This window comes from Demequina pelophila (assembly GCF_000971175.1).
GTDB lineage: Bacteria > Actinomycetota > Actinomycetes > Actinomycetales > Demequinaceae > Demequina > Demequina pelophila.
Window position 1 is genome coordinate 468,238 of record NZ_BBLY01000004.1, and the last position, 26,995, is coordinate 495,232.

Below are 26,995 nucleotides of genomic sequence, written 5' to 3' on the forward strand. Positions count from 1 at the left end.
TACGCTGGGGGCGTGGACACGAGCGAGAGTCACGAGGTCGAGGGCTCCGTCGCGACGCGGACCGACGATCCGTGGGTCACCATCGTGTGGAACGACCCCGTGAACCTCATGAGCTACGTGACCCGCGTGTTCCAGGAGTACTTCGTGATGCCGCGGCAGGAGGCGGAGTCGCGCATGCGCGAGGTCCACGAGCGCGGCCGCTCCGTGCTGAGCACCGGCTCGCGCGAGCAGATGGAGGTCGACGTGCAGGCCATGCACGGCTACGGGCTGTGGGCGACCCTGCAGCGGAGCGGCGAGTGAGGGGCTTCCGGGACGTCGGCGGTCTCGCGGTCGCGTCGCTGGACGAGGAGGAGCGGCTGGTCATCGCGCGCATCGTCGCGGATGTGGGCGCGATGCTCGGCGGCGACGGCTTCGGCGACGAGCACCCGGGCGCCCGGCCCGAGCGCGAGGAGCTCGCGGATGCGCTCGCGTTCCTCGAGCGCGCGGACGAGTCGCCGCGTGAGCCCGACGACCCGGCGCTGCTGCGCCTGCTGCCCACCGCGGCCCCCACGGACGCGGACGTGTCCGAGGAGTTCCGCCGCCTGACCGAGGGCGACCTGCGCGACCTGAAGATCGCGCGGCTGCGCCGGATGTGGGCGCAGTTGAGCACCGGGGAGGGGCGCTGGGAGGTGGGCCCCGCGGAGGTGATGCCCACCGCGGCCGCGCTCACGGACGTGCGCCTGGTGGTCGCCTCCCGCCTGGGCCTGGACTCCGAGGAGGACGCCCAGGCGCTGCACAACGACCTCGCCGCCGCGGCCGCCGCGATCCAGTCCGGGGAGGCGGCCGACGGCGCGCTCGCCGGCACCTCCGAGGCGGACGCGGAGCGGCTGTGGCTCGGCATGCTCTACGACGCGCTCACGTGGCTGCAGGAGTCCCTCGTGTCCCTCAACCTGGGAGGGCTCGATGACTGACGCGCCCATCGGCGTGTTCGACTCGGGCGTGGGCGGTCTCACCGTCGCCCGCGCCATCATGGACACGCTCCCCGCGGAGTCGGTGCACTACGTGGGCGACACCGCCCACGGCCCCTACGGTCCGCTGCCCATCGCCCAGGTGCGCCGGCACGCGCTCGAGATCATGGACGCGCTGGTCGAGGACGGTGTGAAGATGCTCGTCATCGCCTGCAACACCGCGTCCGCCGCGGTGCTGCGCGACGCCCGCGAGAGGTTCTCTCGCGAGAAGGGCGTGCCGGTCGTCGAGGTGATCGTGCCCGCGGTGCGCCGCGCGGCAGCCAACACCCGCTCGGGGCATGTGGGAGTCATCGGCACGCGCGCGACCATCACCTCGGGCGCCTACTCGGACGCGCTGGCCGGCAACCCCGACATCCTGGTGACCAGCCAGGCATGCCCGCGCTTCGTCGAGCTCGTCGAGGCCGGGGTCACCGCGGGCCCCGAGGTCGAGCGCATCGCGCGCGAGTACCTCGCCCCCCTCAAGGCCGCGCGCGTCGACACGCTCGTGCTGGGCTGCACGCACTACCCGCTGCTCGCAGGCGCGATCGGCTACGTGATGGGACCGGAGGTCACCTTGGTCGACTCGGCATCGGAGACGGCGCGCGACGTGTATCGCGTGCTCGCCGCCAACGGGATGGAGAACCCCGGCGACACGCCGCCCGTGCACCGCTTCGCGGCCACCGGCCCGCGCGACCGCTTCGAGGCGCTCGCGCAGCGATTCCTGGGCCCCGTGGTGGGCTCGGTGGAGTCGCTGACGATCGGCAGCCCCGCATGAGGCTCACCGTGATCGGCTCGGCGGGCTCGACCGCCGGCCCCGACTCGCCGCCGTCGTGCTATCTGATCGAGGCCGACCACGAGGGCCGGACGTGGCGCATCGTCCTCGACCTGGGTCCCGGGACGCTGGGACCGCTCCAGAGGCTGTGCGACCCCACGGCCGTCGACGCCGTGGTGGTCTCGCACGGGCACCCCGACCACTGCGCGGATCTCGCGTCGCTGTCCGTGCTGTTCCGGTACGGCCCGGCCGCGGGGGAGGGCCGCGCGCCCGTTCCGCTCTACGGCCCGGCGGGCATCGACCGGCGCGTCGTGCAGATCGCCGGGTCCGAGGACGACCGCGACCTCGAGGCCTTCGCCTTCACCGCCGTGGGCGCGGGGGACCGCGCGCAGGTGGGCCCGTTCACGCTCGACTTCGCGTCCGCATGGCACCCCGTGCCGGCGAACGCCGTGCGGGTGACCGGCCCGTCCGTGGCCGGTGGCGCGGTGTCCCTGGTCTACACGGGGGACACGGACCGCTGCGACACGGTGCTCGACCTCGCGCGCGGCGCCGACGCGCTTCTCGCGGAGGCCGGCTGGGCGCACCAGGCGGTCAACCCGCCCGGCATCCACATGACCGGCACCCAGGCGGGCGAGCTCGCCCGCGAGGCCGGGGTGCGTGCCCTGATCGTCACGCACGTGGCCTCGTGGGTGGATCCCGCGCAGACGCTCGAGCACGCGGCCGCCGCCTTCGGTGCGGCCGTGACCCACGCGCACCCGGGCGCCGTCGCGGATCTGTAGGCCGCGCGCGTCACCTCTGCCCGGGCCGGGGCCCGCGCGCGTCACCCCTCCACACGTGGCAGTCGGAAAACGCCGCGAAAATGCTGATATCCGCGCGACACGCCGACGACACGCCGGGCGCTGTGTGGGCCAGTGAAGGTTTCGTGTGGAGGGGTGACATGGGCAGGCCGCACCGGTGCCCGGAAGCCGCCGCACTCCCGCGCGGTTAGGCTCGTCCCCATGACTGCCATCCGCGCGGACGGCCGCGCCCCCGACCAGCTCCGCCCCGTGACCTTCGAGCGCGGCTTCCAGCGCAACGCCGAGGGCTCGTGCCTGGTCACGTTCGGCAACACGCGCGTGCTGTGCTCCGCGTCCTTCACGGCGGGCGTGCCGCGGTGGAAGAAGGGCTCTGGCTCGGGCTGGGTCACCGCCGAGTACGCGATGCTTCCGCGCTCGACCAACACCCGCAACGACCGCGAGTCGGTCCGCGGCAAGATCGGCGGCCGCACGCACGAGATCTCCCGCCTCATCGGCCGCTCGCTGCGCGCGGTGATCGACGTCGAGGCGCTGGGCGAGAACACCATTGTGCTCGACTGCGACGTGCTCGACGCGGACGGCGGCACCCGCACCGCCGCGATCACGGGCGCGTACGTCGCGCTCGCGGACGCGGTCTCGTGGGCGAAGCGCGAGAAGCTCGTCAAGGCCTCCGCGAAAGTGCTCACCGGTTCGGTGTCCGCGATCTCCGTGGGCATCATCGACGGCACCCCCATGCTCGACCTGCCGTACGTCGAGGACGTGCGCGCGGAGACGGACATGAACGTGGTGATGACCGGCGCCGGCGGCTTCGTCGAGGTGCAGGGCACCGCCGAGGGCGCGCCGTTCTCCAAGGCGGAGCTCGACGCCCTGCTCGCGCTCGCGACCGACGGCACCGCGGAGCTCGCGCGCCTGCAGGCCGCCGCGCTCGAGGCGTGACCGTGCCCCGCCTCGCGATCGCGACGCGCAACGCCCACAAGGTCGATGAGATCTGGGCGATCCTCGCCCCGCACCTGCCCGGGGTCGAGCGCCACGACGTCGCGTCCGCGATCGACCTCGACGCGCCGTCGCCCGTCGAGGACGGCGTGACGTTCGAGGCCAACGCGCTCATCAAGGCCCGCGCGCTCGCGGCCGCGTCCGGCATGCCCGCCATCGCGGACGACTCCGGGATCGCCGTGGACGTCCTGGGCGGCGCGCCCGGTGTGTTCTCGGCCCGGTGGGCGGGATCGCATGGGGACGATGCGGCCAACCTCGCGCTCCTGCTCGACCAGGTGGGCGACGTGCCCGACGAGCATCGCGGGGCCCAGTTCGTGTGCGCCGCCGCGCTCGCGACCCCGGACGGGGGCGACGTGGTGGTGCTGGGCCGCATGCCCGGCCGCCTGGTCCGCGCCCCGCGCGGCGAGGGCGGCTTCGGCTACGACCCGATCTTCGTCGCCGAAGGCGAGGAGGTCACCAACGCGGAGCTCTCGCCCGAGCGCAAGAACGAGATCTCGCACCGGGGCGCGGCCTTCCGCGCGCTCGGGCCGCACGTGGCGGCGGTGCTCGGGCTGCGCTGAGTCCCCGTCGGGAGACGGCGCGCTCGGGGGACGATGCGGCGGCCGGGTGGCCGCATCGTCCCGCCTACAGCAGGACGCCGCAGTGGGCGAGCGCCTGGCGCACCAGGTGGTGCTGGCCCCCGGCCATCTCTGCCGCCACGTCGTCGGAGGCCGCCTCCTCGGGCGACAGCCAGGTGAGGTCGAGCGCGTCCTGGCTGGGCTCGCACGGCCCCTGGACGGGCACCACATAGGCGAGCGCGACCGCGTGCTGGCGCGAGTCGTGGAAGGGGCCGGCGCCCTTGGACGGGAAGTACTCCGCGACCGCGAAGGGCGTGGGGGACAGCGGCACCTGCGGCAGCGCGCCGATGCCCAGGTCCTTCTCGATGTTGCGCACGATCGCGTCGCGGATGGACTCGTGGTAGAGCACCCGGCCGGCGACGATCGCCCGTGAGATCGCGCCGTCGTAGGCGCGCAGCAGCAGCCCGACGTTCGTGACCTTGCCCATGGGACTAATCCGCACGGGGATGACGTTCACGTACACCACAGGGAGTTGGCCCCGCACATGCTGCAGTTCTCGATCGGACATCCACCCGGTGGGCTCGTCAGGGAGCTCGGCCATGTCGGTCATGACTCTTTTCTACCCTCTCGGCGAGGTGGTTCGGACCACCGCGCCGAGACTGGCAGGCTCGGGGTAGGACGTTCCGCACGCGGGGCGCTGATAGGATACCCCCTAGGGTATAAGACCGCAGGAGAGGAACCCATGGCAACGATCGATCTGACCACCGAGACCTTCGATTCCACCGTCGGCAAGGACGGCATCGTGCTCGTCGACTTCTGGGCCGAGTGGTGCGGTCCGTGCAAGCGCTTCGCGCCCATCTTCGAGCAGTCCTCGGAGGCCAAGCCGGAGATCACGCACGCCAAGGTCGACACCGAGGCGCACCCGGAGCTGTCCGTGAAGTTCGGCGTCACCGCGATCCCGACGCTCATGGCGTTCCGCGACGGCATCATGGTCTTCAACCAGGCCGGCGCGCTGCCCGGCCCGGCCCTGCAGCAGCTGGTCGACGCGGTCGAGGGTCTCGACATGGACGAGGTCCGCGCGAAGCTCGCGGAGCACGAGGCCGCCCAGAACTAGGCCCGTTCGCGCCGCAGGCCCGGCCGCCCCGTGGAGGGGCGCCGGGCCTGCGGTCGTCTGGTGCGCGAGGGGGGACTTGAACCCCCACGCCCGAGGGCACTGGAACCTAAATCCAGCGCGTCTGCCAATTCCGCCACTCGCGCGCCCGTCAAGGATAGTGGGGCGCGTGAGGACGATGCGTCAGTCGAGCTTGAGGTCCCGGCGCAGCTTGGCGACGTGGCCGGTGGCCTTGACGTTGTACTGCGCGAGCGCGACCTTGCCGTCCTCGTCGATCACGATGGTCGAGCGGATCGAGCCCTCGACCTCCTTGCCGTAGAGCTTCTTGATCCCCCACGCGGCGTAGGCCTCCTGGATCGCGCGGTCCTCGTCGGAGACGAGCGTGAAGGTGAGGCCCTCCTTCTCGCGGAAGGCGGCGAGCTTCTCCGGCGAGTCCTTGGAGACGCCGACGACCTCGTACCCGGCTGCGCCGAGCGCGTCGAGCGAGTCACGGAAGTCGCACGCCTCGGTGGTGCAGCCCGGGGTCATGGCGGCGGGGTAGAAGTAGAGGATCACCTTGCGGCCGCGGAGGTCCGCGAGGGTGAAGGTGCCGGTGTCGGTGGGGGCGGTGAAGTCGGGTGCGGCGTCGCCGGGGATCAGTCGAGTGCTCATGGTGCTCAACCTAACGTTGCGGCACTCGATGGCCTTCCCGCCGGGTTCGATTTCGCATCCGTCACGATTTCTGGTAGTGTTTTCTCTCGCGCCGCGATGCGGCCGATGCGCCTCTAGCTCAACTGGCAGAGCAGCTGACTCTTAATCAGCGGGTTCAGGGTTCGAGTCCCTGGGGGCGTACCAGGTAGAAGGCAGTGACCAGCGGTTTTGGTCACTGCCTTCTCTGTTTTCAGCGCTCTTCACGGTCGAACTCCCCAAGAACTCGCGGAAAACGTGCGGGACGATGCGGCATCGGGGTCTGCCCTGAGCCCGGTTGACGATCGGGGGATGCGGTCGTCAGCCCGCGGTCGCGGCGGTGCCTTGGAGTTCGAAGTGGGCATTGATCTGCTCGCCGTCGACGTGAGGGCGCAGCTGTGCTGCACCCTCCTCTCCGACGTCGATCTTGTTGCGGTTCCCGCACCTTGATTTCGTATCAATTCTAAGTTGTATGGGCTAACTTGGATTCGAGACGTAAAAGAATGGGGTTGCGGTGGGGTTCTACGTCGAGATGGTGCGGCCTGGCGATCCGTATGGTCCTCGTGCTGCGCGCCGCGATGTGCCGTATCGGGCGTACGTGCCGGAGTTCATCGTGGACCTTGAGTACCAGCCACAGGGTGCAGCTGCTGAGGCGCTGATTGCTGCGGCGGAGCAGGCGAGCCGCCTCGACGCGCGCGCTGAGGGGTCACAGGCGCGCATTTCGCGGTTGATGGGGCTCTTGTGCCGTAGTGAGGGTGTGGGGTCTTCGACGATCGAGGGCTATCGGACATCGATGGCGAAGATCGTGACCGCGGAGGCGACTGGGGAGTCGCCGCATTCGCCGACGACAGCCACGATCATCCGTGACGGGATTCGTGCGGTCGAGGAGACTCTGGCAAGTCTCGGTGACCCCGCGACGGCGTTGACGCCGGCCGCGATCGAGCAGGTCCAGCGGAATCTGATGCGCAACCAGCGCACTGCGCTGCAGGGGTACCGGACGGGGCCGGTGCAGGTGGGTGGCGATGCGACGGACCCGAATACGGCTGACTTCGTGCCACCGCCGGCTGACCGGGTCTCCGACCTGATGGATGACCTGTGCGCGTTCATGGCGCGCACCGATGAGGCGCTTCACCCGATCGTGCGGGCGGCGATTGCTCATGCCCAGTTCGAGACGATCCACCCGTTCCCTGACGGCAACGGCCGGGTAGGCCGCTCGTTGATTCAGGCGATGCTGCGTCGTGAGGGAGTGACGGCAACCGCGATCCTGCCGGTCTCGCTGGCGATCGCGGACTCTGACGAGTCGCGGCGTGCGTACGTGAGAGCGCTCGACGCGCTGCGTGGTGATGAGACGGGCGCGGCCGACTTGGATCTGGTGGTGGCGACGTTCGCCGACTTCGTGTCGCATGCGGCGGGGCGGGCGATGAAGTTGATCGACGCGGCTGACCGTGTGTACGACGAGCTCGTGGCTACCGTGAACGCGAACACGCGTGCAAATGCGGCGGCGCGCGGGCTCGTGGACGTGGTGGCCGCCCACGTGGGGGTGACGGTGGCGGCGGCAGCCGCTGATGCCGGTGTGACGGAGCAGACTGCCCGCAATGGTCTCGAGCGGATGTGTGAGTTGGGGCTGGTCGAGCATCGCTCAGGCGGCCGTTTCGGCAAGGTCTACTTCTCGCCAGCGCTGATCGCTCTGTTGGAGGACGCGAGCGGCGCGCCGGTGGTCGACACCGCCGACATGGCCGGCACGGCTGCCACCACGGCGGCCGTGGGCGCAGGCCGCGGAAGGCCGCGCAAGGGCCCCCGCTGCGGCAAGCCGCTGCGGACAGGCGGCACGTGCATGCGCAGCGAGAGCCACACCGGCGGTTGCCGCGGCAGGCCGTGACGAGGCGGGGCGGGTGCCGACTCCTGCCCCGTGAAGGCGCGCAGCTACCGGGAATCGAGTGCGCAGACGGTGCGCAACTGGGCCCACCCGGCGCCGAGCAGGAGGAAGCAGAGGTCTCTTCCGCGCGCCCGTCGCTGGCCGACAAGCAGGAGAGTCGTGGCCCCGTACCTGCGGACGCGATCGTGCCCTCGCGGTCTTGGGGCCCCGCGGACCGGCCTGTCGCTGAGCGCCTGCCCCAACGTCATGGAGAAGACGTCGAGGTTTCACAGAGGGGAAACCCCTGGCCCTCTGTATCCACGCAGGTAGATCCCAAGCGCGAGGATGTCGCCAGCGGAATCCTCGCGATTGCTTGCGAAGGTGTTCACGATTGGGAAGCTCAGGGCGGTGATGTCACTCTTCAAGGGTGGTGGGGCCGCCTTGAGTCGTCTCCGGCGGTCACCCCGGGTGCCCGCCGCTGTCGGCGAGGTCGCTCGTGGCGGGGAGTGGTCGAGGCGTCGCCCTCACGTGGACTCGCGCTTGACCAGGCTGAACCCCATGGCGGGTGCCGATGCGGACGTCTCGCGGTCATGGATCGTGCCAGGCGTCGGCGTGGGGCCTTCGGGGCGCGCTACCACAGTGGTGAGCGGCGGCCAGGCTGCGGCCGCGAGAGCGAGATCGTCGACGCCGATCACGGCGAGATCCTCGGGCACGCGCAGCCCGAGCCGGTGCGCCGCCTGGAGCACGACCAGCGCGACCTCGTCGTTGTACGCCGCCACCGCGGTGGGGCGAGGATCCTCGGCCCGCGCCCGTGCGAGCGCATCCACGAGAGCAACACCCTGATCCAGGTCGCGCACGGACATGCCGTGACCTGCGGCGGCTTCGATCAGGCCGTCGCGGCGTGCCGCGTTCGTGCGCGCCAGGGCGGGATCGGATGCGCCGGCGTATGCGACCCGAACGTGCCCGCCGGCGGCCAGATGCTCCGCCTGGACGCGCGCGGCCGCGGCGATGGTCGCGTCGAAGTCCGCGTGCGATCCCACCAAGTCGATCACGCGTTCGACGCCGGTGGCGCGCAGGGCGGCTGCGACGTCGTCGGGCACTCGCGTCGCGGTGACCACGGCGAACGGCGACAGCGAGCGGGCGAGGCGGATCAGGCGTTCGAGTGCATCGTCTCCCGAGGACTCGACCACGAGAGGGAGGTAGCCCCCCTCCTCGAAGTCGTGCGCCATCGCGCGCACGCCGTGGTCGATTGCCTCGCCGTGCGGGACCTGCCCCACGTCGATGAGCACCACCTTCGACTGGCCGCGTACCAGCGCCTGGGCGGCGGCCGAGGGCTCATATCCGATCGCCGCGGCGGCCGCGAGCACTCGCTCGCGCGTGGCCGGCGAGATGCTCTGGCGGGGATCGGAGTTGAGGACGTAGCTCACCGTGGCGGCCGAGACACCGCTCTCCCGCGCGACGGCCGCCATGGTGGGTCGACCGGCGGCGCGGGAGCTCATCGCATCATCGTTCCACACGCCGGCCGCCTGCCTCGAATTGACTTACTTAATCGCATAAGTACGATGGCCGCAGCGGGCACCGCAGCCCGTATCGCACATCAGCCTCAAAGGAGTGGCAGTGTCACAGCTCGATCAGGCGCCTCCCCCCGCGGCGGTCGCCGCGCCGGAGCGCCCCCGGGTCTCGAAGGGGACCGTCGCATCGTTCATGAGCGCCTACATGGGCGCGTACCTCATCCTCATCGTCCCGCTGGTCACCACGCTCGCGATCCGCGTCGACGAGATCGCCCCGGACAACCGCGAGGCGTCGCTCGGCATCATCATGGGCATCGGCGCGATGTGCGCGATGGTGTCCAACCCGATCATCGGCTCTCTGAGCGACCGCACGACCTCGCGCTATGGACGCCGTCGTCCGTGGGTCGTCGCCGGCGTGCTGGGCGGCATGCTGTCGGTGCTCGTCATGGCTTTTGGTCCATCGATCGTCCTGGTCGGCTTGGGCTGGGTCCTCACCCAGATCACCATGAACGCCGTGCTCGCGGCGCTAGCCGCTTTCATCCCCGACCGTGTGCCGGAAGAGCAGCGCGGCAAGGTCTCGGCGCTCGCGGGCATCGCGCAGCAGGTCACCCCGCTCGTGGGCCTCGCGATCGCGAACATCGCGCTCGCGCTCGGCGGCGGCACCGTGGGCATGTTCCTCGCGCCGGCCTTCATCGGACTCGTCATGGTGATGATCTACGCGATCCGGGTCGACGACCCCGCAATGTCCGCCGCGGGCCGTGAGCCCTTCCGCGTGCTCGACATCTTCAAGGCGTTCCTGTTCAACCCGCGCCAGCACCCCGACTTCGGCTGGGCCTGGCTCGGCCGCTTCGTCATGACGCTCTCCTACGCGTCGCTGATGACCTACCAGGTGTACTTCATCAACGCGCGCTTCGGGATTCCGATCGCGGAGGTGGTGACCATCCAGCTGGCGATCATGGTGATGACCGCGACACTGCTCGCGCTCAGCGCCTCGGTCGCCGGCTCGCTCTCCGACCGATTCAAGCGCCGCAAGGCTTTCGTGTTCTTCGCCTCCGCGCTCATCGCGGTGGGCCACGTGGTCACGGCGTTCTCCTTCTCGCTCCCCATGTTCTGGGTCGCGTCCGCCATCGGCGCGATCGCGATGGGCGCGTACTACGCCGTCGACCTGGCGCTGATCACCGACGTGCTCCCCGACAAGGAGGGCTCGGCCGGCAAGAACATGGGAATCGTCAACATCGCGAACGCCCTTCCCCAGTCCCTCGCACCCGCACTCGCGCCGTTCGCCCTCGCTATCGGCGGCGGCGACGCGAACTACACCGCGCTGTTCCTCATCGCTGCCGTCATCGGCGTGCTGGGGGCGCTGACCGTCATTCCGATCAAGGGAGTCCGCTGACATGACCCACCACACCATCCACCCCACAGTCGCCGTGCTCACGCTCGAGGAGAAGGCCACGTTGGTCTCCGGCGCCAGCTTCTGGAACACCGAGGACGTCGAGCGCGTGGGCATCCGCGGCGCGCTGATGACCGACGGCCCGCACGGCGTGCGCCTCCAGCGCACCTCCGCCGACAACCTGGGCATCTTCGACTCGGAGCCCGCGACCGGCTTCCCCACGGCCTGCGCCACGGCGTCGACCTGGGACCCGGAGCTTCTCGAGGCGATGGGCGAGGCGCTCGGCCGCGAGTCCCGCGCGCTCGGCGTCGACGTGCTACTCGGCCCCGGCGTCAACATGAAGCGCTCGCCGCTGTGCGGGCGCAACTTCGAGTACTTCTCGGAGGACCCGTTCCTCGCCGGCCGCATGGCGGCCGGGCTGGTGCGCGGCATCCAGTCCACGGGCACGGGCGCCTCGGTCAAGCACTTCGCGGCGAACAACCAGGAGAAGGACCGTTTCCGCGTCAGCGCGAACGTGGACGAGCGCACCCTGCGCGAGATCTACCTACCCGCCTTCGAGCACGTCGTCACCGAGACCCAGCCCGCCACGGTCATGTGCGCGTACAACCGCCTCAACGGCGTGTACGCGTCGCAGCACCGCTGGCTGCTCACCGAGGTCCTGCGCGACGAGTGGGGCTTCGAGGGCTACGTCGTCTCCGACTGGGGCGCCGTGGTTGACCCTGTCGCCGCCGTGGCCGCCGGCCTGGACCTCGAGATGCCCTCGCCGGGCGAGGCGAGCGCCACGCGCATCGTCGCCGCGGTGAACGACGGCACGCTCGACGTCTCGCTGCTCGACCTGGCCGTGTCGCGGATCCTTACCGTCCACGACCGCCTCCGCGAGACCCAGGCGGAGACCACGCCCGACTTCGACGCGCACCACGCGCTCGCCCGCCGCATCGCGGCGGACAGCACCGTGATGCTCGCGAACGACGGCGACCTGCTGCCGCTCGACGCTGCCGCCGGCGGTGCCATCGCGCTGGTGGGCGAGTTCGCCCGCGAGCCGCGCTTCCAGGGCGCGGGCAGCTCGTTCATCAACCCGACCCGCCTTGACCGCGCAGTCGACACGATCGCCGAGGCGACCTCGCGTGAGGTGGTCTTCGCGCCCGGCTACCGCATCGACGGCACGCCCGACGCGAAGCTGGTGCGCGAGGCCGTGGCCGCCGCCGAGCGGGCGGAGGCCGTGGTCCTGTTCCTGGGCCTGCCCGCGAAGTGGGAGTCCGAGGGCTTCGACCGCGAGCACATGCACCTTCCCGCGGACCAGGTGGCACTGCTCGAGGCGCTGGCGGCGGTCAACCCGTCCATCATCGTGGTGCTGTCCAACGGCGGCGTGGTGACGCTCGACGGCGTCGCGGGCCGTGCGCCCGCGATCCTCGAGACCTGGCTGTCCGGCCAGGCAGGGGCGTCCGCTGTCGCGGACATCGTGTTCGGCGCCGCCGAGCCCGGCGGCCGCCTGGCGGAGACCATCCCGTTCCGCCTCGAGCACAACCCCGCGCACCTCAACTGGGCGGGCACGGGACTCGAGGTGAACTACGGCGAGCGCGTCTACATCGGCTACCGCTGGTACGACGCCACGGACCGCGACGTCGCGTACCCGTTCGGCCACGGACTCGGCTACACGACCTTCCGGTACGACGACCTCGCGGTGACGGTGCAGGACCCGGCCGTCGCCGAGGCGATCGTCGAGGTCTCGGTCACCAACGTGGGCGAGCGTGCCGGCGCCGAGGTGGTCCAGGCCTACGTGGGCGACCCCGAGTCGGCCGTCGACCGCCCGGTGCGCGAGCTCAAGGGCTTCGCGAAGGTCCGGCTGGAGCCGGGCGAGACCGCACGCGTGCGCATCGAGCTCGATCGTCGCGCTTTCGCCTACTGGGGTGAGCGCGGCTGGACCGTCGACCCGGGTGCGTTCCTGGTTGAGGTCGGCGCCTCCTCGCGGGACATCCGTGCGTCGCAGCGGATCGTGCTCGACGTGGTGCCGGTCGTGGCGTCGCTGCGCCCCGACTCCTCGTTGCGCGAGTGGCTCGACCACCCGGTCGGCGGCCCCGTCATTCGCGCAGCGTTCGAGGCGATGGGGCCCATGGGTGAGGCCTTCACCAGCGAGGAGATGCTCGCGATGATGGCCGACACCCCGATCAGCAACCTCATGAAGTTCGGCGGCAACACCGACGTCGAGGGCGCGGTTGCCGCGCTGCTGAGCCAGGTCGAGGAGGCCTCGGTCACCGCCTGACCGCCGACGGGCGTCGCCGTCGCTCCGCCAAGCTCTGTCCCCCGGCAGGCATAGGAGCGGCGGCGACGCCCGTTCGCGCGCGAAATCGGCGTCGCGCCATTGCCAAGGTGCTACAAAATGCGCTAAGACTGTGAACGTGGGCAAATAGGACAAAGTTCCCTCGCGTGGCGAGGGGCGAACGGTCGGCCCGCGGAGCGAGGGTACTTGCCGAGAGAGTGGCGTGACGCTTGCTTCTGGGGGCGGCGCGTGGTTCGGCTGAGGGGTCCAGAATCAGTTCGAATTGCGTGTCGATAGCGCCGGGTGTCGACAAGGGCGAGGCATCGGGCGGCCTGCAGTGACACGCGCGCCTGGGGGGGAAGGTCACGGAGTTGCCTCACGAGTACTTTGGCGATCCGGTGTTCGCCGGCAAGACGGTGTTCATCACGGGACACAGCGGATTCATCGGTGCGTGGCTGTGCACCGTGCTCGCGCATCAGGGCGCGACCGTCGTCGGCTACTCCGTCTCGGACGATCCGGACACCCGGGCCCGCGAGGAGTGGCTGGGCGAGCTTGGGATCACCCAGTTGCGCGGCGACGTCCGCGACAGCGCTGCAATGTGGGGGGCGATGCGGCTCATGGAGCCCGACATCACCTTCCACCTCGCCGCCCAGGCGTTGCTGTGTCGCGGGTTCGACGAACCTCACGCGACGTTCGACGTCAACCTCAACGGGTCGCTCAACGTGCTCGAGGCGGCGCGGATGGGCCTCACGGGCGCGCTCGTCCATGTCACCTCCGACAAGTGCTACGTCCCCATGGAGGACGCGGCGCAGGTCCTGACGGAGACGAGTCCGCTGGGCGGGCACACGCCCTATCCGTCGTCCAAGGCCATCGCGGAGATGCTCTTCGCCGAGTTCGCGCGCATGACGCGTTTCGATGGTGCCGCGAATCGGCTGGTGTCCGTCCGGCTCGGGAACGTCATCGGCGGCGGGGACTGGGCGGATCGACTGGTCCCCAACTGCCTCCGCGCGTTCCAGGAGGGGCGCGAGTTCTCCCTGCGCGATCCCGCGGCGGTCCGTCCCTATCAGCACGTCCTCGACGTGGTCGCGGGGCTCGTGCTGCTGGGCGAGCGGCTGCTCGGCGCCGAGGCCGAGCTGGTCGATGCGTTGAACTTCGCGCCGCCCACGCTTGGTCACGCGTGCTCCGAGATGGTGGAGGAGCTCGCGCGCGCCTGGGGGCCGGACGCCCGGCTGGGCGTCGAGTGCGAGGCGTCCGCCTTCCCCGAGGACAAGTTCCTGGTGCTCGACGGCTCGCGCGCGGCGGCGATGCTCGGCTGGCGCCATCGATTCGGCCTCGCGCAGTCCGCGGACCGCATCGTCGAGTGGGTGCGCATGGTGGAGGCCGGGGCGACGCCCGCCGAGGCGACGCACCGGCAGGTGGTCGACTACTACGCCGCCCGGGTCGCGACCAAGGCCGAGGCCGCCTAGGGCACTCGCGCGCGAGGCGCGAAGGCCCCGCCCATGACTACGGCCCGCCCCCAAGAGGGGGCGGGCCGTCCATCGTCCCCTAATCGGCTACCCGAGCGCGCCGTCCGAGGAGAAGACCAGCCCGACCATGACCTGACCCTGCTGGATCGCGGTCTTGGTGAGCGGGCCGCCCGCGTCGAGCGACTCGAACTGGACGATCTCGATGCCGTACTCCTCCTCGAGGCCCAGGCCGCAGAAGGTGCGCTCGGGGCACTCCGGCGGGCCGCCCAGCGAGATCTCGCCGCAGGTCTCGGCGAGCTCCGTCAGCGAGGTCACCTCGTACTCGTCGGCGAAGTCCTGGGTGACGGCGAAGGCATTCTGGTCCTGCGCCTCCGAGGCGGCGCCGAACACCAGGCCCGACTCCTCGGCGAGGGGCTCCAGGGCCGCGACGGTCTCGGCGATGTCGCCCGAGGCCACGGGGTCCGCCTCGGCGCCGTTGATGGACCGGTTGAGGAACTCGGTGACGGTGGCGGCGTACTCGGGCACGATGTCGACCTCGCCGCCGGTGAGCGCCGGCAGGTAGGTCTCGCGGTTGCCCACGGTGCGCACCTCGACGTCGAAGCCCGCGTCCTGCAGCACCGTCGCGTAGATCTCGCCCACGGTGATGTTCTCGGAGAAGTTCGCGGTGCCCACCACGAGCGAGCCCGAGCCGGTCGCGGGCGAGGTGATGCCCTCGGCCTCGACGAACGCGACCGCGGCCTCCTTGGAGGTCTGGCGGTCGATGTCGACGGCCTTGTTCAGCGCGATGAGGTCCTCGGTGGTGAGCACCGCGGAGACCGCGTCGAGCGCCGCGACCACCTCGTCGGAGGCGGCGTCCGCGTTGATCGCCGGGATCATGTTGTCAGAGTTCTGCAGCATCAGGTCGTCATCGAGGACCACGATCGACTCGCCCGGCACGGGCTGGCATTGAACGGCGGCCGCGGTGGCGTCGCCGGAGGTGCCGGTCGTGGCGTCGGAGGCGGCGTCCTCCGTCGCCTCGGTCTCGGACCCGGAGCCGCAGCCCGCGAGGATGAGGGCGGCGGCCGTGGCCGCCGCGAGCATTCCGGTGGTGCGCATGGTCTCTAACCTCCGTCGGTGATGTCCCTGGTGTCAACCCTGGTCCACGCGGGCCTATTTCGCCGGCCTCACGCGCCGGCCGTCGCCCGCGCCGCCGCCCGCAGGGGAGCGGGGGTGACGCGGCGCTGCAGCCGGGCGAGCAGTGCATCGGTCCCCAGCGCGAGCGCGGCGACCAGGAGGCCGCCCGCGAGGACCTGTCCGTACCGCTGCGTCGCGAGCCCGTTGTTGATGATCACGCCCAGCCCGCCGCCGGCGACCAGCGCCGCGAGCGGCACCGTGGCGACGGTCTGCGTCGCCGAGGTGCGCAGCCCCGCCGCGACGAGCGGCACCGCGAGGGGCAGCTCCACGCGCAGCGCCACCTGGCGGCGCGACATCCCCTGCCCGAACGCCGCGTCGCGCACGTCCCGGTCGACACCCGCCATGCCCGTGTACGCGTTGGTGAGGATGGGCGGGAAGGCGAAGATCGCGGCGGCGATGATGACCGCGCGGTTGCCGAACCCGATGGACGATGCGGCGAACAGGGTCAGCAGCGCGACCGTCGGCATCGCTCGGGAGACGTTGGAGACCACGGTGGTCGCGGTGCCGCCCCGGCGCAGGTGGCCCAGCCACAGCCCGAGCGGTAGCGCGATCGCGGTCGCGATCCCCACCGCGGCGATGGACATGTAGAGGTGCTCGAGCGTGAGCGCGAGGATCGAGTCGCGCTGGAAGCGCACCGACCCGTCGAAGTTCTCCCCGAACATGCCGTTCGCGCCCACCCAGCTGAAGGGGTCGGTGAGGTAGTCCCACGCGTCGGCCAGGACGCTCATGCGGCGGACTCCGGGGATGCCGCGCGGGAGGCGCGGCGGCGCGTGCGCGTCCACGGCATGGCCCACCGGGCGAGCAGGAGGATGAGCACGTCGAGCACCAGCGCCAGCGCGATGCACAGCAGGGAGCTGGTCGCGATCTGCGCGCGGTAGTTGGACTGCAGTCCGCGGAACATCAGCTGGCCCAGGCCGCCGTAGCCGACCACCACGCCCACCGTCACGAGCGCCACCGTGGTCACCGTGGCGAGGCGCAGGCCGGCGACGATGCTGGGCAGCGCGTTGGGGAGCTCGACCGTGAAGAGCAGGCGGGTGCGCGAGTATCCGAGCCCGCGGGCGGCGTCGACCACGTCCCGGTCGACGCCCTCGAGCCCCACGATGGTGTTCCGCACCAGCACCAGCAGCGCGTACGCGACGAGCCCGATCAGCACGGTGGTGCGCCCGATGCCCGTGTAGGGCGCGAGGAGCGCGAACAGCGCGAGCGAGGGGATCGTGTAGAGCACGCCGGTCACACCCAGGATGGGGCCGGACAGGCGCGGCAGGCGCCGCGCGAGGATCGCCAGCGGCAGCGCGATCGCCAGGGCGATGGCCACCGCCTGGAGCGTGAGGGAGACGTGGATGAGGAGGTGGTCGAGCACCTCGTCGCCGCTGCGCCGCAGGTAGTCGAGCGACAGCCAGGGGTTGTCATCCACCACTCGACCGTACAGGGTTGCGGGGGCACGGGGATGCAGGGGCACGGGGTCGCAGGGTCGCAGGGTCGCAGGGTCGCAGGGTCGCAGGGTTGCGGGGGCACTGGGTTGAGGCGGGGTGCGGAGCGAGCGGGGGCGCGGCGGGCCGCCCACGCCGCGCACGATAGCGTGGAGGAATGGACACCGGCATCGCCCTGGACTCCGTCCGCAAGGTCTACGCCGACGGCACCGTCGCCGTCGACGCGCTCGATCTCGAGGTGCGCGGCGGGGAGGTGCTCGCACTGGTGGGCCCGTCGGGCTGCGGCAAGTCGACCACCCTGCGCATGATCAACCGCCTGGTCGAGCCCAGCGACGGCGCCATCCGCGTGGGCGGCGAGGACGTCACCGCGGCGGACCCCGTCGAGCTGCGCCGGGGGATCGGCTACGTCATCCAGCACGTGGGCCTGTTCCCGCACCGGACGGTCGCGCAGAACGTCGGCACCGTGCCGCGGCTGCTCAAGTGGGAGCGCGACCGCATCCGGTCGCGGGTTCGCGAGCTGCTGGAACTGGTGGGGCTGCCGCAGGACACCTACGGCGACCGCTACCCCCACGAGCTGTCGGGGGGCGAGCGTCAGCGCGTGGGCGTCGCCCGGGCGCTCGCGGCCAGGCCGCCGGTGATGCTCATGGACGAGCCGTTCGGCGCGGTGGACCCGCAGGGCCGACGCCGACTCCAGGGCGAGTTCCAGGCCCTGCAGCGCGAGCTGGGCACCACGGTGGTCATGGTCACCCACGACATGCGCGAGGCGGTGCTGCTCGCGGACCGGATCGCGGTCATGGGAAGCGGGGGAGTGCTGCAGCAGCTCGGGACCCCGCGCGAGGTCACCGAGGCCCCCGCCAACGACTTCGTCGCGGACTTCCTCGCCGACTTCGGCGAGCCGCGCGCGGCCTGAGCCCGCGCATCGTCCCCGGCCGTTGCCTCGGCCGGGGCGGGCGCGTCAGCGCCAGCGGCCCCTCCACCAGGGCGCCTTCATGCCCGCCGCGGCGCGTTCCTCGCGCTCGGCGCGCTCCTCCGCCTCCAGCAGGGCGCGGCGCCGCCGGCGCCGCCGACCCGTGGTGACGATGCGATAGAAGACCACCCCCATCGCGATGAGCACGAACACGACCAGCACGGGGACGAAGATCGCGACGAGGCTCAGGCCCACCGAGGTGGCGTCCTCCGCGAACGACGCGAGCGGCGCGCCCGTGCCGGCCGTCGCGGCGTTGACCGCGGGGCGCGAGGCCGCCTTGCCGGCGTGGATGAGCGCCGCGACGATCGCGCCGACGATGCCGGCGATGAGCGGGTTGTCCTGCCAGAAGTTCGACTGGTCGATCACCTCCGCCGCGGCCGTCGCGGCGAAGATCACGCCTCCCACGACGGGGCGGATGAGCGACTGGAGCAGGTCGTTGATGTGGTCGACGCCGGGGATCTTGTCCAGGACGAGCTCGAGCGCCAGCAGGCCCAGCCCGATGATGATCGCGGGCCACGACTGCAGCCAGTCGAGGTGGTCGGGGAGGACGATGAAGTCCGTGAAGCGCGCGAACAATCCCACCAGCACGAGCGGGATGAACGCGTTGAGGCCCGCCGCCGCGGACAGGCCGACGCCCGTGAGGGCTGCGAACATTTTTCCTCCTAGGACCTTGCGCCGTGCCGCAGCGCGGACCCCAGGATAGTCTCCTCATGCCGGCGTGTGACCGGCGTCACATCGATAGGGAGAACACCATGGGCTGGCTTCTGACCATCCTCGCCGGTCTCGGCATCGGCATCCTTGCTCGCGTCATCATGCCGGGCAAGCAGAACATCGGCATCCTCGTCACCATCCTGCTGGGTGTGGGCGGCGCGATCGGTGGCCGCTTCGTCTGGACCAACCTGCTGGGCGGCGGCGACACCGACGGCATCGACTGGATCTCGCTCGGCCTGAGCGTGGCCGTCGCGATGGTGCTCATCGCGATCTGGACCGCGGTCTTCTCGAAGAAGTCCTAGGCCCTCAGGCCTCCCGAGGCCCTCGACCGCTGCGGCGGTCGGGGGCCTCGTTGCGTGTACGGGCGGGCTCGGTGCTCGTGCCCCAGGCACGACGAAGGCCCCCTCCGGATGGAGGGGGCCTTCGGCTCGGGGTGGCTAACGGGACTTGAACCCGCGGCCCCCGCGACCACAACGCGGTGCTCTACCAACTGAGCTATAGCCACCATTGGCCCCAAAGGGCCGGAGACCAGTGTAACGGACCTGGACCGGGACCTGTGACAGTCCCGCCGGGACCGGCCGGCGGTGTCGCTCCGGGCCCGTCGGCCGGCCGACCTAGGACGATGCGGCGGTCGCCGCGACGCGCTCGGCGGCGGCCTTGGCGGCGTCCGAGTCCGGGCCGGGGAGCGGCGCGAGCACCGTCTCGCGGTAGTAGCGCAGCTCCGTGAGCGAGTCGCGGATGTCGCCCAGCGCGCGGTGCCCGCCGGTCTTGGCGGGGGCCTGGAAGAACACTCGCGGGTACCACCGGCGCACGAGCTCCTTGAGCGAGCTCACGTCCACCACGCGGTAGTGGAGGTGGCCGATCACCTCGGGCATGTCGCGCTCGAGGAACAGACGGTCCATGCCCACGGTGTTGCCCGCGAGGTGCGCCTTGCCGGCGACCGGGACGTGCTCCTTGATGTAGGCGAGCACGCGCGCCTGCGCGTCCTCCACGGTGGTGCCGTGCGCGAGCTCGGGCATGAGGCCCGACGTGACGTGCATGTTCCGCACGAAGTCGCTCATGCCGGCGAGCGCCTCGTCGGAGGGCTTGATCACCACGGAGACGCCGTCGCCCAGCACGTTGAGCTCGGCGTCCGTGACCAGGCACGCCACCTCGACCAGGGCGTCGGTCCCCACGTCGAGGCCCGTCATCTCGCAGTCGATCCAGACCAGGGGGGTGTCAGTCATGGCGACCACTGTAGTGGCGGGGCGGTGGGACCTCCGGGGGCGGGCCGATGCGCGGGCCGGGTTCGGCTTGACGCCCGCGCCACCCCGTGATTTAGTTAGTTAGGTCAGTAACTAACCAATAAACCGGAGGCGTGGCGTGGACGACGAGCGGCCGATCTTTCTTCAGATCGCGCAGCTGCTCGAGGATCAGATCCTCGACGGCTCGAGCCCCGAGGGCGCGCAGGTGCCCTCGATCAACGAGCTCGCCGCCTTCCACCGCATCAACCCGGCGACCGCGCTCAAGGGCGTCAACCGACTGGTGGACGCCGGGGTGCTCATCAAGCGAAGGGGAGTAGGCATGTTCGTGGCAGACGGCGCGCGGGACCGGCTGGTCGCGCAGCGTCAGGAGGCGTTCAGCGCGCAGTATGTGCGCCCGCTGATCGCGGAGGCGGCGCGGCTCGGCATCGACGCCGACCGCCTTCGGGACATGATCCGGACGGAGGCGACGCGATGACGGCGGTCGAGGCCACCCGGGTCACCAAGACGTTCGGCGCCGTCACGGCCGTGGACGCGGCGAGCTTCGCGATCCCGGAGGGCGCCATCACGGGCCTGCTGGGCCGCAACGGCGCCGGCAAGACCACCCTGATGAACCTCATCACGGGGCAGGACTTCGCCACCTCCGGGACCCTGCGGGTCTTCGGGGAGCGCCCGGTCGAGAACCCGCGCGTGCTGTCGCGCGTGTGCTTCATCAAGGAGTCGCAGAGCTACCCGGACTCGTACCGGGGCCGCCACGTGCTGGCGATGGCGCCGCACTTCTTCCCCCACTACGACGCCGCGCTCGCGGACCGCCTGGTCGCGGACTTCGACGTGCCGCTGTCGCGCCCGGTGAAGAAGATGTCGCGCGGTCAGCGCTCGGCGCTCGGCGCCATCGTGGGCATCGCCTCGCGGGCGGAGCTCACGCTGCTCGACGAGCCCTACGCCGGGCTCGACGCCGTCGCCCGGCACGTCTTCTACGACCGCCTGCTCGAGGACTATGCCGAGCACCCCCGCACCGTGGTGCTCTCGACGCACCTCATCGACGAGGCGGCGGACCTGCTCGAGCGGGTGATCGTGATCCACGGCGGCCGGATCGTCATCGACGAGGAGGCCGAGGACCTGCGCGGCACCGCCTCCACCGTGGTGGGCCGTCACGCGGACGTCGAGGCGTTCGTCGCCGGCCGGGACGTCATGAGCCGCGAGCGGGTGGGCGGCATCGCGTCGGCCACGGTCGCCGGCCTGTCCGCGCACGACAAGGCGCGCGCCGCGGAGTCCGGGCTCGAGGTCACCGCCGTCTCGCTCCAGCAGCTCATCGTCCGCCGCACCGGCGGCGACCCCCACGACGCCCGCACCCACACCACCGAGGAGGCCTCGTCATGACCGCCCTCGCCCACGAGCGCCCCGCCGCGCTCTCCTCGCCCGGCCGGCGCATCGGCAACGTCATGCGCATGCACGTGGCCAACCCGTGGCCCGCGGTCCTGCTGCCGTGGCTCATCCTGTTCGCCATCCACGCGATGATGCTCGCGATCTGGGCGATCATCAGCCACTACGCCGGGCCGGACCTGGACGCGGACGCGTTCCGCTACAGCGGCGGCATCTCCTGGATCGTCTTCTACCTCATGTCGATCGCGATCCAGGCGACCAACGCGACGTTCCGCTTCGCGCTCGGATTCTCGGCCACGCGGCGCGACTACTACCTGGGCACGCTCGCCTTCTTCCTCATCACGGCGGCGATGTTCTCCACGGGCATCGGAGTGCTGGCTCTGGTCGAGCGCGCGACCGACGGCTGGGGGATGGGCGGCTCGCTGTACGCCCCGGCGTACCTGTACGACCGCTCCTTCGGGGAGATCGTCTTCCACTTCTTCACGCTCATCGCGTTGTTCGCCGTGATCGGCCTGCTCATCGGGGCGATGTACGTGCGGTGGCGCGCCACGGGGCTGTACGCCTTCTTCGGCGCGCTGTCCCTGGTCCTGCTGGGCCTGACCTGGTGGCTCCTGGACGCGGGGTGGGGGCCGGTGGGCCGCTTCTTCACGGAGACCCCGCTGGTGGGGATCCTCGCCTGGACCCTCCCGGTCACCGTGGTGCTCGCGGTCCTGGGCTGGGTGGCGCTGCGGCGCGCACCCGCCCGCGGGTAGTCCTGCGCCCGGCCCGGCCGGTGCATCGTTCCTGGGGACGATGCACCGGCCGGTCTCGCGTTCAGTCCTCCGCGTGCGTGAGGCTGGGGCGGGCGTCGAACGGCGCGCGCCGGTACTGGACGGGCCAGTAGTCGATGTCGACGTCCAGCTCGTGCGCCGCGCGCAGCGCGAAGTGCGGGTCGCGCATGAACTCCCGGCCGGCGAAGACCGCGTCCGCCTGGCCGGAGGCGACGATCTCCTCGGCCTGGCGGGCGTCCGCGATGAGGCCGACGGCCGTGGTGACGATCCCGGCGCCCGAGCGGATCGCCTCCGCGTGCGGCACCTGGTAGCCCGGGCCCACGGGGATCGAGGCGAGCAGCAGCCCGCCGGTCGACGTGTCGATGACGTCCGCGCCGGCCTCGCTCAGCCAGCCCGCGACCGTGACGGACTCGTCGAGGGTCCAGCCCGCGGGCTCGATCCAGTCGGTCGCGGACACGCGCACCAGCACGGGCACCCCGTCGCCCGCGACCTCGCGCACGCGCCGCGTGACCTCGAGCAGCAGGCGCGCGCGGTTCTCGAGCGAGCCGCCCCACCGGTCGGTGCGCACGTTGGAGGCGGGGGAGAGGAACTGATGGAGCAGGTAGCCGTGCGCGGCGTGGACCTCGAGCACCGCGAAGCCGGCGTCGAGCGCGCGCCGCGCGGCCGCCGCGAAGGCCTCGACGACGTCCGCGATGCCGCCCTCGTCGAGCGCGACCGGCGGCTCGTAGCCTGGGAAGGCGATGGGCGACGGCGCGACCGTGGTCCAGCCGCCGTCCTCGGCGGGCACCGTGCCTCGGCCGGACCACTCGCGGTACGTCGAGGCCTTGCGGCCGGCGTGCGCGAGCTGGATCGCGGGCACCGCGCCCTGGCCCGCGATGAAGTCGGTGACGCGGCGCCAGGCCTGGACCTGTGCGTCGTCCCAGATCCCCGTGTCCCAGGGAGAGATGCGGCCCTCGGGGACCACCGCCGTGGCCTCCGCCATGACGAGGCCCGCGCCGCCGCGCGCGAAGGAGCCCAGGTGGACCAGGTGCCAGTCGTTCGGCACGCCGTCGCGCTCCTCGCACGAGTACTGGCACAGCGGGCTCACCCACAGGCGGTTGCGGACCGTCACGTCGCGCAGGGGGATCGGGGTGAAGAGCGCGGCGCTCATGCGGGGGCCTCCTCGGAGTCGAACCATCGCGGCGAGACCGCGTCCATGATCACGGTGACCGCGTCGTCCAGCGGGAGCATCCGCGGTGCCGCGAGCCACGCCCGGAACGCGCCGACCACGCCGTGGCTCTGGAACGAGGCCCGCATGGCCAGCCGGGCGGACTCCTCCGGGTCCGCCGGGGCGGTGCCCAGCGTCTCACGGTAGGCGGCGAGGGTGTCCTCGATGTGCTGCGCCAGCAGCTCGGCGAGGGCCGTGCCGTCCCGGTCCGCCGACGGCGCGAGGCCGGCGCGGTACACGGCCTCGTGGCGCAGGATGTGCCGCGCGACGTCGGTCGTCGAGCTCCGCCAGGACTCGGCGATGTGCCGGCGATCCGCCTCGACGTCTGCGAGGAAGCGGGCGCGCATCTCGTCCAGCTCGTCGCCCAGCGCGGCCGCGAGCAGCGCCTGCGGCGACGTCGCGTGGTTGTAGAACGTCGCCCTCGTCACCCCGGCGCGGCGGGCGATCTCCGTCACGGCGACGCGCTCGATCGGCTGCTCCGCGGCCAATTCCAGCACGGCCTCGCGGAGGGCGTCCGCGGAGCGGACGAAACGGGGGTCGATTGCCATGGCGGCCAGCCTAGTCGCGCGACCAGGTGCCCAGGCCGATGCGGGTCCCACCCGGCCCGCGCATCGTCCCCGGTCCCGCCCCGCCCGGCCACCGCATCGTCCCTGGTCAAGGGACGCGAAACGGCCCCGCCTCCCTCGCGGGAGACGGGGCCGTCGACCGGCGGGAGGCTAGGCCCCGACGCCCTGCTGCGTGCGCAGCGAGGTGACGATCTCCTCGACCTGGGCCTTGGCGTCGCCGAACAGCATCGCCGTGTTCTCGCGGAAGAACAGCGGGTTCTGGACGCCCGCGTAGCCGGTGGCCATCGAGCGCTTGAACACGATGCACTGCTTCGCGTTCCACACCTCGAGGACGGGCATGCCGGCCAGCGGCGAGCCCGGGTCCTCCATGGCCGAGGGGTTGACCACGTCGTTCGCGCCGATCACGAGGACCACGTCCGTCTCCGGGAAGTCGTCGTTGATCTCGTCCATCTCGAGCACGATGTCGTACGGCACCTTCGCCTCGGCGAGGAGCACGTTCATGTGACCCGGCAGGCGGCCGGCGACGGGGTGGACGCCGAAGCGCACCTCGACGCCGTGCGAACGCAGGTTCTCGACGAGCTCCGCGACCGGGTACTGCGCCTTCGCGACGGCCATGCCGTAGCCCGGCACGATGACCACCGAGCGGGCGCCGGCGAGCAGCTCCGCGGCCTCGGGCGACTTGACCTCGCGGTGGTCGCCCTGCGGGCCCGCGGACGATGCGGCGGTCGCCGTGGCGCCGAACCCGCCCAGGATGACGGACAGGAAGGCGCGGTTCATCGCCTTGCACATGATGTACGAGAGGATCGCGCCGGACGAGCCGACGAGCGCGCCGGTGACGATGAGCAGGTCGTTCTCGAGCATGAGGCCCGCGGCGGCCGCGGCCCAGCCGGAGTACGAGTTGAGCATCGACACGACGACGGGCATGTCGCCGCCGCCGATCGCGGCCACCAGGTGGAAGCCGAGCACGAGGGCGATGATCGTCATGATGATCAGCGGGATGAGGCCCGCCGAGTCGTCCGCGAACGCGCCGGTCGTGAGGAACCAGCCCATGAGGCCCAGGCTGACCACCACGGCGCCCATGTTCAGCAGGTTGCGGCCGGGCAGCGTGAGCGGGCTCGACTTCATCTTCGCGGACAGCTTGAGGTACGCGACGATCGAGCCGGTGAACGTGATGGCACCGATGAACACGCCCAGGAAGACCTCGACCTGGTGGACGGCGTCCGCGTGGTCGGCCTCGAGGTAGGAGTTGAAGCCCACGAGCACGGCCGCGAGTCCCACGAAGGAGTGGAGCATCGCGATGAGCTCGGGCATCTGGGTCATCTCGACGGTGCGGGCGCGCCACATGCCCACGGTGATGCCGATGAGGAACACGCCCGCGATGAGCAGGGCGGTGACGAGCACGGAGCGCTCGGACTGCTCGAGGGCGAGCACCACGGTCGCCGCGAGGGCCAGGCCCATGCCGATCATGCCGAGGATGTTGCCGCGCTTGGCGGTGTCCTCCTTGGCCAGGCCCGCGAGGGACAGGATGAAGAGCACCGCGGCGACCACGTAGGTCGCCTGGGCGAGGGAGACGAGGGTCATGACGCGTCCTTCCGGAACATGCCGAGCATCCGGTAGGTGACCAGGAAGCCACCGAAGATGTTGATGCTGGCGACTGCGGCCGCGATGAACGCGAGCGTGGAGACGATCACGTCGGACGAGCCGATCTGCAGCAGCGCGCCCACGAGGATGATTCCCGAGATCGCGTTGGTCTGGGACATCAGCGGCGTGTGCAGCGAGTGCTTGACGTTGGAGATGACGTAGAAGCCCACGATCACCGCGAGGGCGAGCACCGTGAGGTGCTTGACCGTCTCCTCGTCGGAGAAGGTGAGCAGCGCCAGGGCGGCGAGCGCGCCTGCGCCGTACAGCCAGTTGCGGCGCTTGGCCTTGCGCTCGGCTGCGGCCTGGGCCGCGGCGGCCTGCTCGGCGAGCTCCTCCGCGGTGGGGCCCTGCGGGGCGGCGGCCGGGGCGGCCGAGACCGCGACGGGCGGCGGCGGCCACATGATGTCGCCGGCGTGCGCGACGGTCATGCCGCGCTGGACCGGGTCCTCGAAGTTCAGCGTGAGCTCGCCGTCCTTCTCGGGGGTGACGAGCGCCATGAGGTGGACGATGTTCGTGCCGAACAGCTGCGAGGTGTGACGCGGCATGCGGCTCGTGAGGTCGGTGTACCCGATCACGGTCACGCCGTTGTCCGAGACGATGGTCTCGCCCGGGACGGTGAGCTCGCAGTTGCCGCCGCCGGACGCGGCGAGGTCGACGATGACGGAGCCGGGGCGCATGCTCGCGACCATCTCCGCCGTGATCGTCGTGGGAGCCGAGCCGCGCACGAGCGCGGTGGTGATGATCACGTCCGCCTTGGCGGCCTCGATCGCGTAGACGCCCATCGCGGCGTCCTGCTGCTCCTGCGTGAGGGGCTTCGCGTAGCCGTCCGCCGAGATCTCCTGCTGCGCCTGCGGCGCGTGGACGAACGTGCCGCCCATGGACTCGATCTGGTCCGCGACCTCGGGGCGCACGTCGAAGCCGCGCACCTGGCCGCCCAGGCTCGAGGCCGCGCCGATCGCGGCGAGGCCGGCGACGCCGGCGCCGATGACGAAGACGGTCGCGGGCGCGGTCTTGCCGGCCGCGGTGACCTGGCCGGTGAACATGCCGCCGTAGTGCTCCGCCGCCTCGATGACCGCGCGGTAGCCGGCCACGTTGGACAGGGTCGAGAGCACGTCGAGCGCCTGCGCGCGCGAGATGCGCGGCACGGCGTCGAGCGCGAGCGCGGTGATGCGGCGCGCATTGAGCGTCTCGAGCAGCTCGGGGCTCGACTGCGGCGCCATCATCGACACGAGGGTCGCGCCCTCGCGCAGCTGGGCGATCTGCTCGGCGCCCGGCGTGTTGACGCACGTGACGATGTCCGCGCCCCAGGCCTCGGCGGCCGTGACGAGCGAGGCGCCCGCCTGCTCGTACTGCTCGTCCAGGAAGCTCGCGGCCGTGCCGGCGCCGGACTCCACGGCCACGTCGTACCCCAGCTTGATCAGCTGGGCGACGGAGGCCGGGCTCGCACCGACGAGTCGCTCTCCTGGGCGGGTCTCCGCGGGGACCCCTATCTTCATCGCTGTTCCTGTTCCGTTCCCCCGGAGCCCGCCCGGGGCGAGGTGTGCAGCG

At 71.4% G+C, this 26,995-nt stretch carries 27 protein-coding genes, 3 tRNA genes and 1 pseudogene; 17 read left to right on the forward strand and 14 right to left on the reverse strand.

What is annotated here, in order from left to right; all coding sequences use genetic code 11:
- Positions 1-12 precede the first annotated feature (12 nt).
- The 6 genes from clpS to rdgB all read left to right on the forward strand — a co-directional run bounded on the left by clpS (position 13) and on the right by rdgB (position 4,105).
- Positions 13-300 carry an ATP-dependent Clp protease adapter ClpS gene (gene clpS, locus AOM03_RS07865; RefSeq protein ID WP_062380038.1) on the forward strand — a complete coding sequence of 96 codons (288 nt, stop codon included), beginning with the start codon at positions 13-15 and terminating at the stop codon, positions 298-300.
- Positions 297-950, forward strand: a complete 654-nt coding sequence (locus AOM03_RS07870) for a DUF2017 family protein (protein WP_062380040.1) — start codon at positions 297-299, stop codon at positions 948-950. The genes clpS and AOM03_RS07870 overlap by 4 nt, the downstream gene beginning before the upstream one ends.
- Complete coding sequence (gene murI / locus AOM03_RS07875; protein ID WP_062380042.1) at positions 943-1,761, forward strand: glutamate racemase; 819 nt, start codon at positions 943-945, stop codon at positions 1,759-1,761. Before AOM03_RS07870 ends, murI begins: the two co-directional genes overlap by 8 nt.
- Entirely contained in the window at positions 1,758-2,537 is a 780-nt protein-coding gene (locus AOM03_RS07880) for an MBL fold metallo-hydrolase (protein ID WP_062380044.1), read from the forward strand. Before murI ends, AOM03_RS07880 begins: the two co-directional genes overlap by 4 nt.
- 219 nt (positions 2,538-2,756) lie before the next feature.
- Positions 2,757-3,488: a ribonuclease PH gene (gene rph, locus AOM03_RS07885; protein WP_062380046.1), complete on the forward strand. Its 732-nt coding sequence runs from the start codon at positions 2,757-2,759 to the stop codon at positions 3,486-3,488.
- Complete coding sequence (gene rdgB / locus AOM03_RS07890) at positions 3,485-4,105, forward strand: RdgB/HAM1 family non-canonical purine NTP pyrophosphatase (RefSeq protein WP_062380048.1); 621 nt, start codon at positions 3,485-3,487, stop codon at positions 4,103-4,105. The genes rph and rdgB overlap by 4 nt, the downstream gene beginning before the upstream one ends.
- Positions 4,106-4,169: 64 nt before the next feature.
- On the opposite strand, the gene AOM03_RS07895 is transcribed toward rdgB, so the two are convergent.
- Positions 4,170-4,712 (reverse strand): DUF4916 domain-containing protein, encoded by a 543-nt coding sequence (locus AOM03_RS07895; protein WP_156157675.1) that lies wholly within the window; start codon positions 4,710-4,712, stop codon positions 4,170-4,172.
- Between the two features lie 132 nt (positions 4,713-4,844).
- Between AOM03_RS07895 and trxA the strand changes: the two genes are divergently transcribed.
- Complete coding sequence (gene trxA / locus AOM03_RS07900; RefSeq protein ID WP_062380050.1) at positions 4,845-5,216, forward strand: thioredoxin; 372 nt, start codon at positions 4,845-4,847, stop codon at positions 5,214-5,216.
- Between the two features lie 58 nt (positions 5,217-5,274).
- Here the strand turns inward: trxA and AOM03_RS07905 are convergent.
- Both AOM03_RS07905 and bcp read right to left on the reverse strand, forming a co-directional pair.
- A tRNA-Leu gene (locus AOM03_RS07905) sits at positions 5,275-5,359 on the reverse strand.
- A 37-nt stretch (positions 5,360-5,396) separates the two neighbouring features.
- Positions 5,397-5,864: a thioredoxin-dependent thiol peroxidase gene (gene bcp, locus AOM03_RS07910; protein ID WP_062380052.1), complete on the reverse strand. Its 468-nt coding sequence runs from the start codon at positions 5,862-5,864 to the stop codon at positions 5,397-5,399.
- Positions 5,865-5,971: 107 nt separating this feature from the next.
- Between bcp and AOM03_RS07915 the strand changes: the two genes are divergently transcribed.
- Positions 5,972-6,047, forward strand: a tRNA-Lys gene (locus AOM03_RS07915).
- Positions 6,048-6,393: 346 nt separating this feature from the next.
- Positions 6,394-7,758: a Fic family protein gene (locus AOM03_RS07920; protein WP_062380055.1), complete on the forward strand. Its 1,365-nt coding sequence runs from the start codon at positions 6,394-6,396 to the stop codon at positions 7,756-7,758.
- A gap of 500 nt (positions 7,759-8,258) precedes the next feature.
- Here AOM03_RS07920 and AOM03_RS07925 read toward each other — a convergent pair whose 3' ends face one another.
- Positions 8,259-9,233 carry a LacI family DNA-binding transcriptional regulator gene (locus AOM03_RS07925; RefSeq protein WP_062380057.1) on the reverse strand — a complete coding sequence of 325 codons (975 nt, stop codon included), beginning with the start codon at positions 9,231-9,233 and terminating at the stop codon, positions 8,259-8,261.
- A gap of 118 nt (positions 9,234-9,351) precedes the next feature.
- On the opposite strand from AOM03_RS07925, the gene AOM03_RS07930 reads away from it, so the two are divergent.
- From AOM03_RS07930 to rfbG, 3 genes are all read left to right on the forward strand, one after another.
- The gene (locus AOM03_RS07930; protein WP_062380059.1) at positions 9,352-10,638 is read left to right on the forward strand and encodes an MFS transporter; all 1,287 of its coding nucleotides are present in this window, start codon (positions 9,352-9,354) and stop codon (positions 10,636-10,638) included.
- Position 10,639: 1 nt separating this feature from the next.
- Positions 10,640-12,895: a glycoside hydrolase family 3 C-terminal domain-containing protein gene (locus AOM03_RS07935; protein WP_062380061.1), complete on the forward strand. Its 2,256-nt coding sequence runs from the start codon at positions 10,640-10,642 to the stop codon at positions 12,893-12,895.
- Between the two features lie 368 nt (positions 12,896-13,263).
- Positions 13,264-14,358: a CDP-glucose 4,6-dehydratase gene (gene rfbG / locus AOM03_RS07940; RefSeq protein ID WP_162197274.1), complete on the forward strand. Its 1,095-nt coding sequence runs from the start codon at positions 13,264-13,266 to the stop codon at positions 14,356-14,358.
- An 87-nt stretch (positions 14,359-14,445) separates the two neighbouring features.
- Here rfbG and AOM03_RS07945 read toward each other — a convergent pair whose 3' ends face one another.
- From AOM03_RS07945 to AOM03_RS07955, 3 genes are all read right to left on the reverse strand, one after another.
- A complete protein-coding gene (locus tag AOM03_RS07945) occupies positions 14,446-15,453 on the reverse strand; it encodes a glycine betaine ABC transporter substrate-binding protein (protein WP_062380065.1) in 1,008 nt (335 codons plus the stop codon).
- Between the two features lie 68 nt (positions 15,454-15,521).
- Positions 15,522-16,259, reverse strand: coding sequence for an ABC transporter permease (locus AOM03_RS07950; protein WP_062380184.1), 738 nt, complete (start codon positions 16,257-16,259; stop codon positions 15,522-15,524).
- Positions 16,256-16,945 carry an ABC transporter permease gene (locus AOM03_RS07955; RefSeq protein WP_227589931.1) on the reverse strand — a complete coding sequence of 230 codons (690 nt, stop codon included), beginning with the start codon at positions 16,943-16,945 and terminating at the stop codon, positions 16,256-16,258. Before AOM03_RS07955 ends, AOM03_RS07950 begins: the two co-directional genes overlap by 4 nt.
- Before the next feature lie 173 nt (positions 16,946-17,118).
- Here AOM03_RS07955 and AOM03_RS07960 point away from each other — a divergent pair.
- Positions 17,119-17,841, forward strand: a pseudogene (locus tag AOM03_RS07960) (ABC transporter ATP-binding protein); the annotation flags it as partial.
- Between the two features lie 75 nt (positions 17,842-17,916).
- On the opposite strand, the gene AOM03_RS07965 reads toward AOM03_RS07960, so the two are convergent.
- Positions 17,917-18,582, reverse strand: coding sequence for a DUF4126 domain-containing protein (locus AOM03_RS07965; RefSeq protein ID WP_062380068.1), 666 nt, complete (start codon positions 18,580-18,582; stop codon positions 17,917-17,919).
- A 98-nt stretch (positions 18,583-18,680) separates the two neighbouring features.
- Here AOM03_RS07965 and AOM03_RS07970 point away from each other — a divergent pair, with 98 nt between their 5' ends.
- A complete protein-coding gene (locus AOM03_RS07970) occupies positions 18,681-18,941 on the forward strand; it encodes a GlsB/YeaQ/YmgE family stress response membrane protein (RefSeq protein ID WP_062380070.1) in 261 nt (86 codons plus the stop codon).
- Positions 18,942-19,071: 130 nt separating this feature from the next.
- Here AOM03_RS07970 and AOM03_RS07975 read toward each other — a convergent pair.
- Together AOM03_RS07975 and orn are read right to left on the reverse strand one after the other, a co-directional pair.
- Positions 19,072-19,144: transfer RNA gene (locus AOM03_RS07975), tRNA-His, on the reverse strand.
- 109 nt (positions 19,145-19,253) lie between these two features.
- Positions 19,254-19,865 carry an oligoribonuclease gene (gene orn, locus AOM03_RS07980; RefSeq protein ID WP_062380072.1) on the reverse strand — a complete coding sequence of 204 codons (612 nt, stop codon included), beginning with the start codon at positions 19,863-19,865 and terminating at the stop codon, positions 19,254-19,256.
- A 136-nt stretch (positions 19,866-20,001) separates the two neighbouring features.
- Here orn and AOM03_RS07985 point away from each other — a divergent pair, with 136 nt between their 5' ends.
- Genes AOM03_RS07985 through AOM03_RS07995 form a run of 3 tightly spaced genes read left to right on the forward strand, consistent with a single transcriptional unit; the run spans position 20,002 to position 22,015 of the window.
- A complete protein-coding gene (locus AOM03_RS07985; protein WP_062380074.1) occupies positions 20,002-20,358 on the forward strand; it encodes a GntR family transcriptional regulator in 357 nt (118 codons plus the stop codon).
- A complete protein-coding gene (locus AOM03_RS07990; RefSeq protein ID WP_062380077.1) occupies positions 20,355-21,260 on the forward strand; it encodes an ABC transporter ATP-binding protein in 906 nt (301 codons plus the stop codon). The genes AOM03_RS07985 and AOM03_RS07990 overlap by 4 nt, the downstream gene beginning before the upstream one ends.
- The gene (locus AOM03_RS07995) at positions 21,257-22,015 is read left to right on the forward strand and encodes a hypothetical protein (RefSeq protein WP_062380079.1); all 759 of its coding nucleotides are present in this window, start codon (positions 21,257-21,259) and stop codon (positions 22,013-22,015) included. The genes AOM03_RS07990 and AOM03_RS07995 overlap by 4 nt, the downstream gene beginning before the upstream one ends.
- 61 nt (positions 22,016-22,076) lie before the next feature.
- Here the strand turns inward: AOM03_RS07995 and AOM03_RS08000 are convergent, their stop codons facing one another.
- From AOM03_RS08000 to AOM03_RS08015, 4 genes are all read right to left on the reverse strand, one after another.
- Positions 22,077-23,183 carry an NADH:flavin oxidoreductase/NADH oxidase gene (locus tag AOM03_RS08000; protein ID WP_062380081.1) on the reverse strand — a complete coding sequence of 369 codons (1,107 nt, stop codon included), beginning with the start codon at positions 23,181-23,183 and terminating at the stop codon, positions 22,077-22,079.
- Positions 23,180-23,788 (reverse strand): TetR/AcrR family transcriptional regulator, encoded by a 609-nt coding sequence (locus AOM03_RS08005; RefSeq protein WP_062380083.1) that lies wholly within the window; start codon positions 23,786-23,788, stop codon positions 23,180-23,182. Before AOM03_RS08005 ends, AOM03_RS08000 begins: the two co-directional genes overlap by 4 nt.
- Before the next feature lie 168 nt (positions 23,789-23,956).
- Positions 23,957-25,387 (reverse strand): Re/Si-specific NAD(P)(+) transhydrogenase subunit beta, encoded by a 1,431-nt coding sequence (gene pntB / locus AOM03_RS08010; protein ID WP_062380085.1) that lies wholly within the window; start codon positions 25,385-25,387, stop codon positions 23,957-23,959.
- Entirely contained in the window at positions 25,384-26,943 is a 1,560-nt protein-coding gene (locus AOM03_RS08015; protein ID WP_062380087.1) for a Re/Si-specific NAD(P)(+) transhydrogenase subunit alpha, read from the reverse strand. Before AOM03_RS08015 ends, pntB begins: the two co-directional genes overlap by 4 nt.
- Positions 26,944-26,995 lie beyond the last annotated feature (52 nt).

Bases quoted from the DNA above. Each gene is read 5' to 3' on its own strand.
- AOM03_RS07970 (WP_062380070.1), top strand. From the start codon at position 18,681: ATGGGCTGGCTTCTGACCATCCTCGCCGGTCTCGGCATCGGCATCCTT.
- AOM03_RS07945 (WP_062380065.1), bottom strand. From the start codon at position 15,453: ATGCGCACCACCGGAATGCTCGCGGCGGCCACGGCCGCCGCCCTCATC.
- AOM03_RS08000 (WP_062380081.1), bottom strand. From the start codon at position 23,183: ATGAGCGCCGCGCTCTTCACCCCGATCCCCCTGCGCGACGTGACGGTC.
- AOM03_RS07965 (WP_062380068.1), bottom strand. From the start codon at position 18,582: ATGTTCGCAGCCCTCACGGGCGTCGGCCTGTCCGCGGCGGCGGGCCTC.
- AOM03_RS07925 (WP_062380057.1), bottom strand. From the start codon at position 9,233: ATGAGCTCCCGCGCCGCCGGTCGACCCACCATGGCGGCCGTCGCGCGG.
- AOM03_RS07990 (WP_062380077.1), top strand. From the start codon at position 20,355: ATGACGGCGGTCGAGGCCACCCGGGTCACCAAGACGTTCGGCGCCGTC.
- AOM03_RS07935 (WP_062380061.1), top strand. From the start codon at position 10,640: ATGACCCACCACACCATCCACCCCACAGTCGCCGTGCTCACGCTCGAG.
- AOM03_RS07895 (WP_156157675.1), bottom strand. From the start codon at position 4,712: ATGACCGACATGGCCGAGCTCCCTGACGAGCCCACCGGGTGGATGTCC.
- trxA (WP_062380050.1), top strand. From the start codon at position 4,845: ATGGCAACGATCGATCTGACCACCGAGACCTTCGATTCCACCGTCGGC.
- rph (WP_062380046.1), top strand. From the start codon at position 2,757: ATGACTGCCATCCGCGCGGACGGCCGCGCCCCCGACCAGCTCCGCCCC.
- pntB (WP_062380085.1), bottom strand. From the start codon at position 25,387: ATGACCCTCGTCTCCCTCGCCCAGGCGACCTACGTGGTCGCCGCGGTG.
- AOM03_RS08005 (WP_062380083.1), bottom strand. From the start codon at position 23,788: ATGGCAATCGACCCCCGTTTCGTCCGCTCCGCGGACGCCCTCCGCGAG.
- AOM03_RS07995 (WP_062380079.1), top strand. From the start codon at position 21,257: ATGACCGCCCTCGCCCACGAGCGCCCCGCCGCGCTCTCCTCGCCCGGC.
- AOM03_RS08015 (WP_062380087.1), bottom strand. From the start codon at position 26,943: ATGAAGATAGGGGTCCCCGCGGAGACCCGCCCAGGAGAGCGACTCGTC.
- AOM03_RS07950 (WP_062380184.1), bottom strand. From the start codon at position 16,259: ATGAGCGTCCTGGCCGACGCGTGGGACTACCTCACCGACCCCTTCAGC.
- murI (WP_062380042.1), top strand. From the start codon at position 943: ATGACTGACGCGCCCATCGGCGTGTTCGACTCGGGCGTGGGCGGTCTC.
- bcp (WP_062380052.1), bottom strand. From the start codon at position 5,864: ATGAGCACTCGACTGATCCCCGGCGACGCCGCACCCGACTTCACCGCC.
- orn (WP_062380072.1), bottom strand. From the start codon at position 19,865: ATGACTGACACCCCCCTGGTCTGGATCGACTGCGAGATGACGGGCCTC.
- AOM03_RS07880 (WP_062380044.1), top strand. From the start codon at position 1,758: ATGAGGCTCACCGTGATCGGCTCGGCGGGCTCGACCGCCGGCCCCGAC.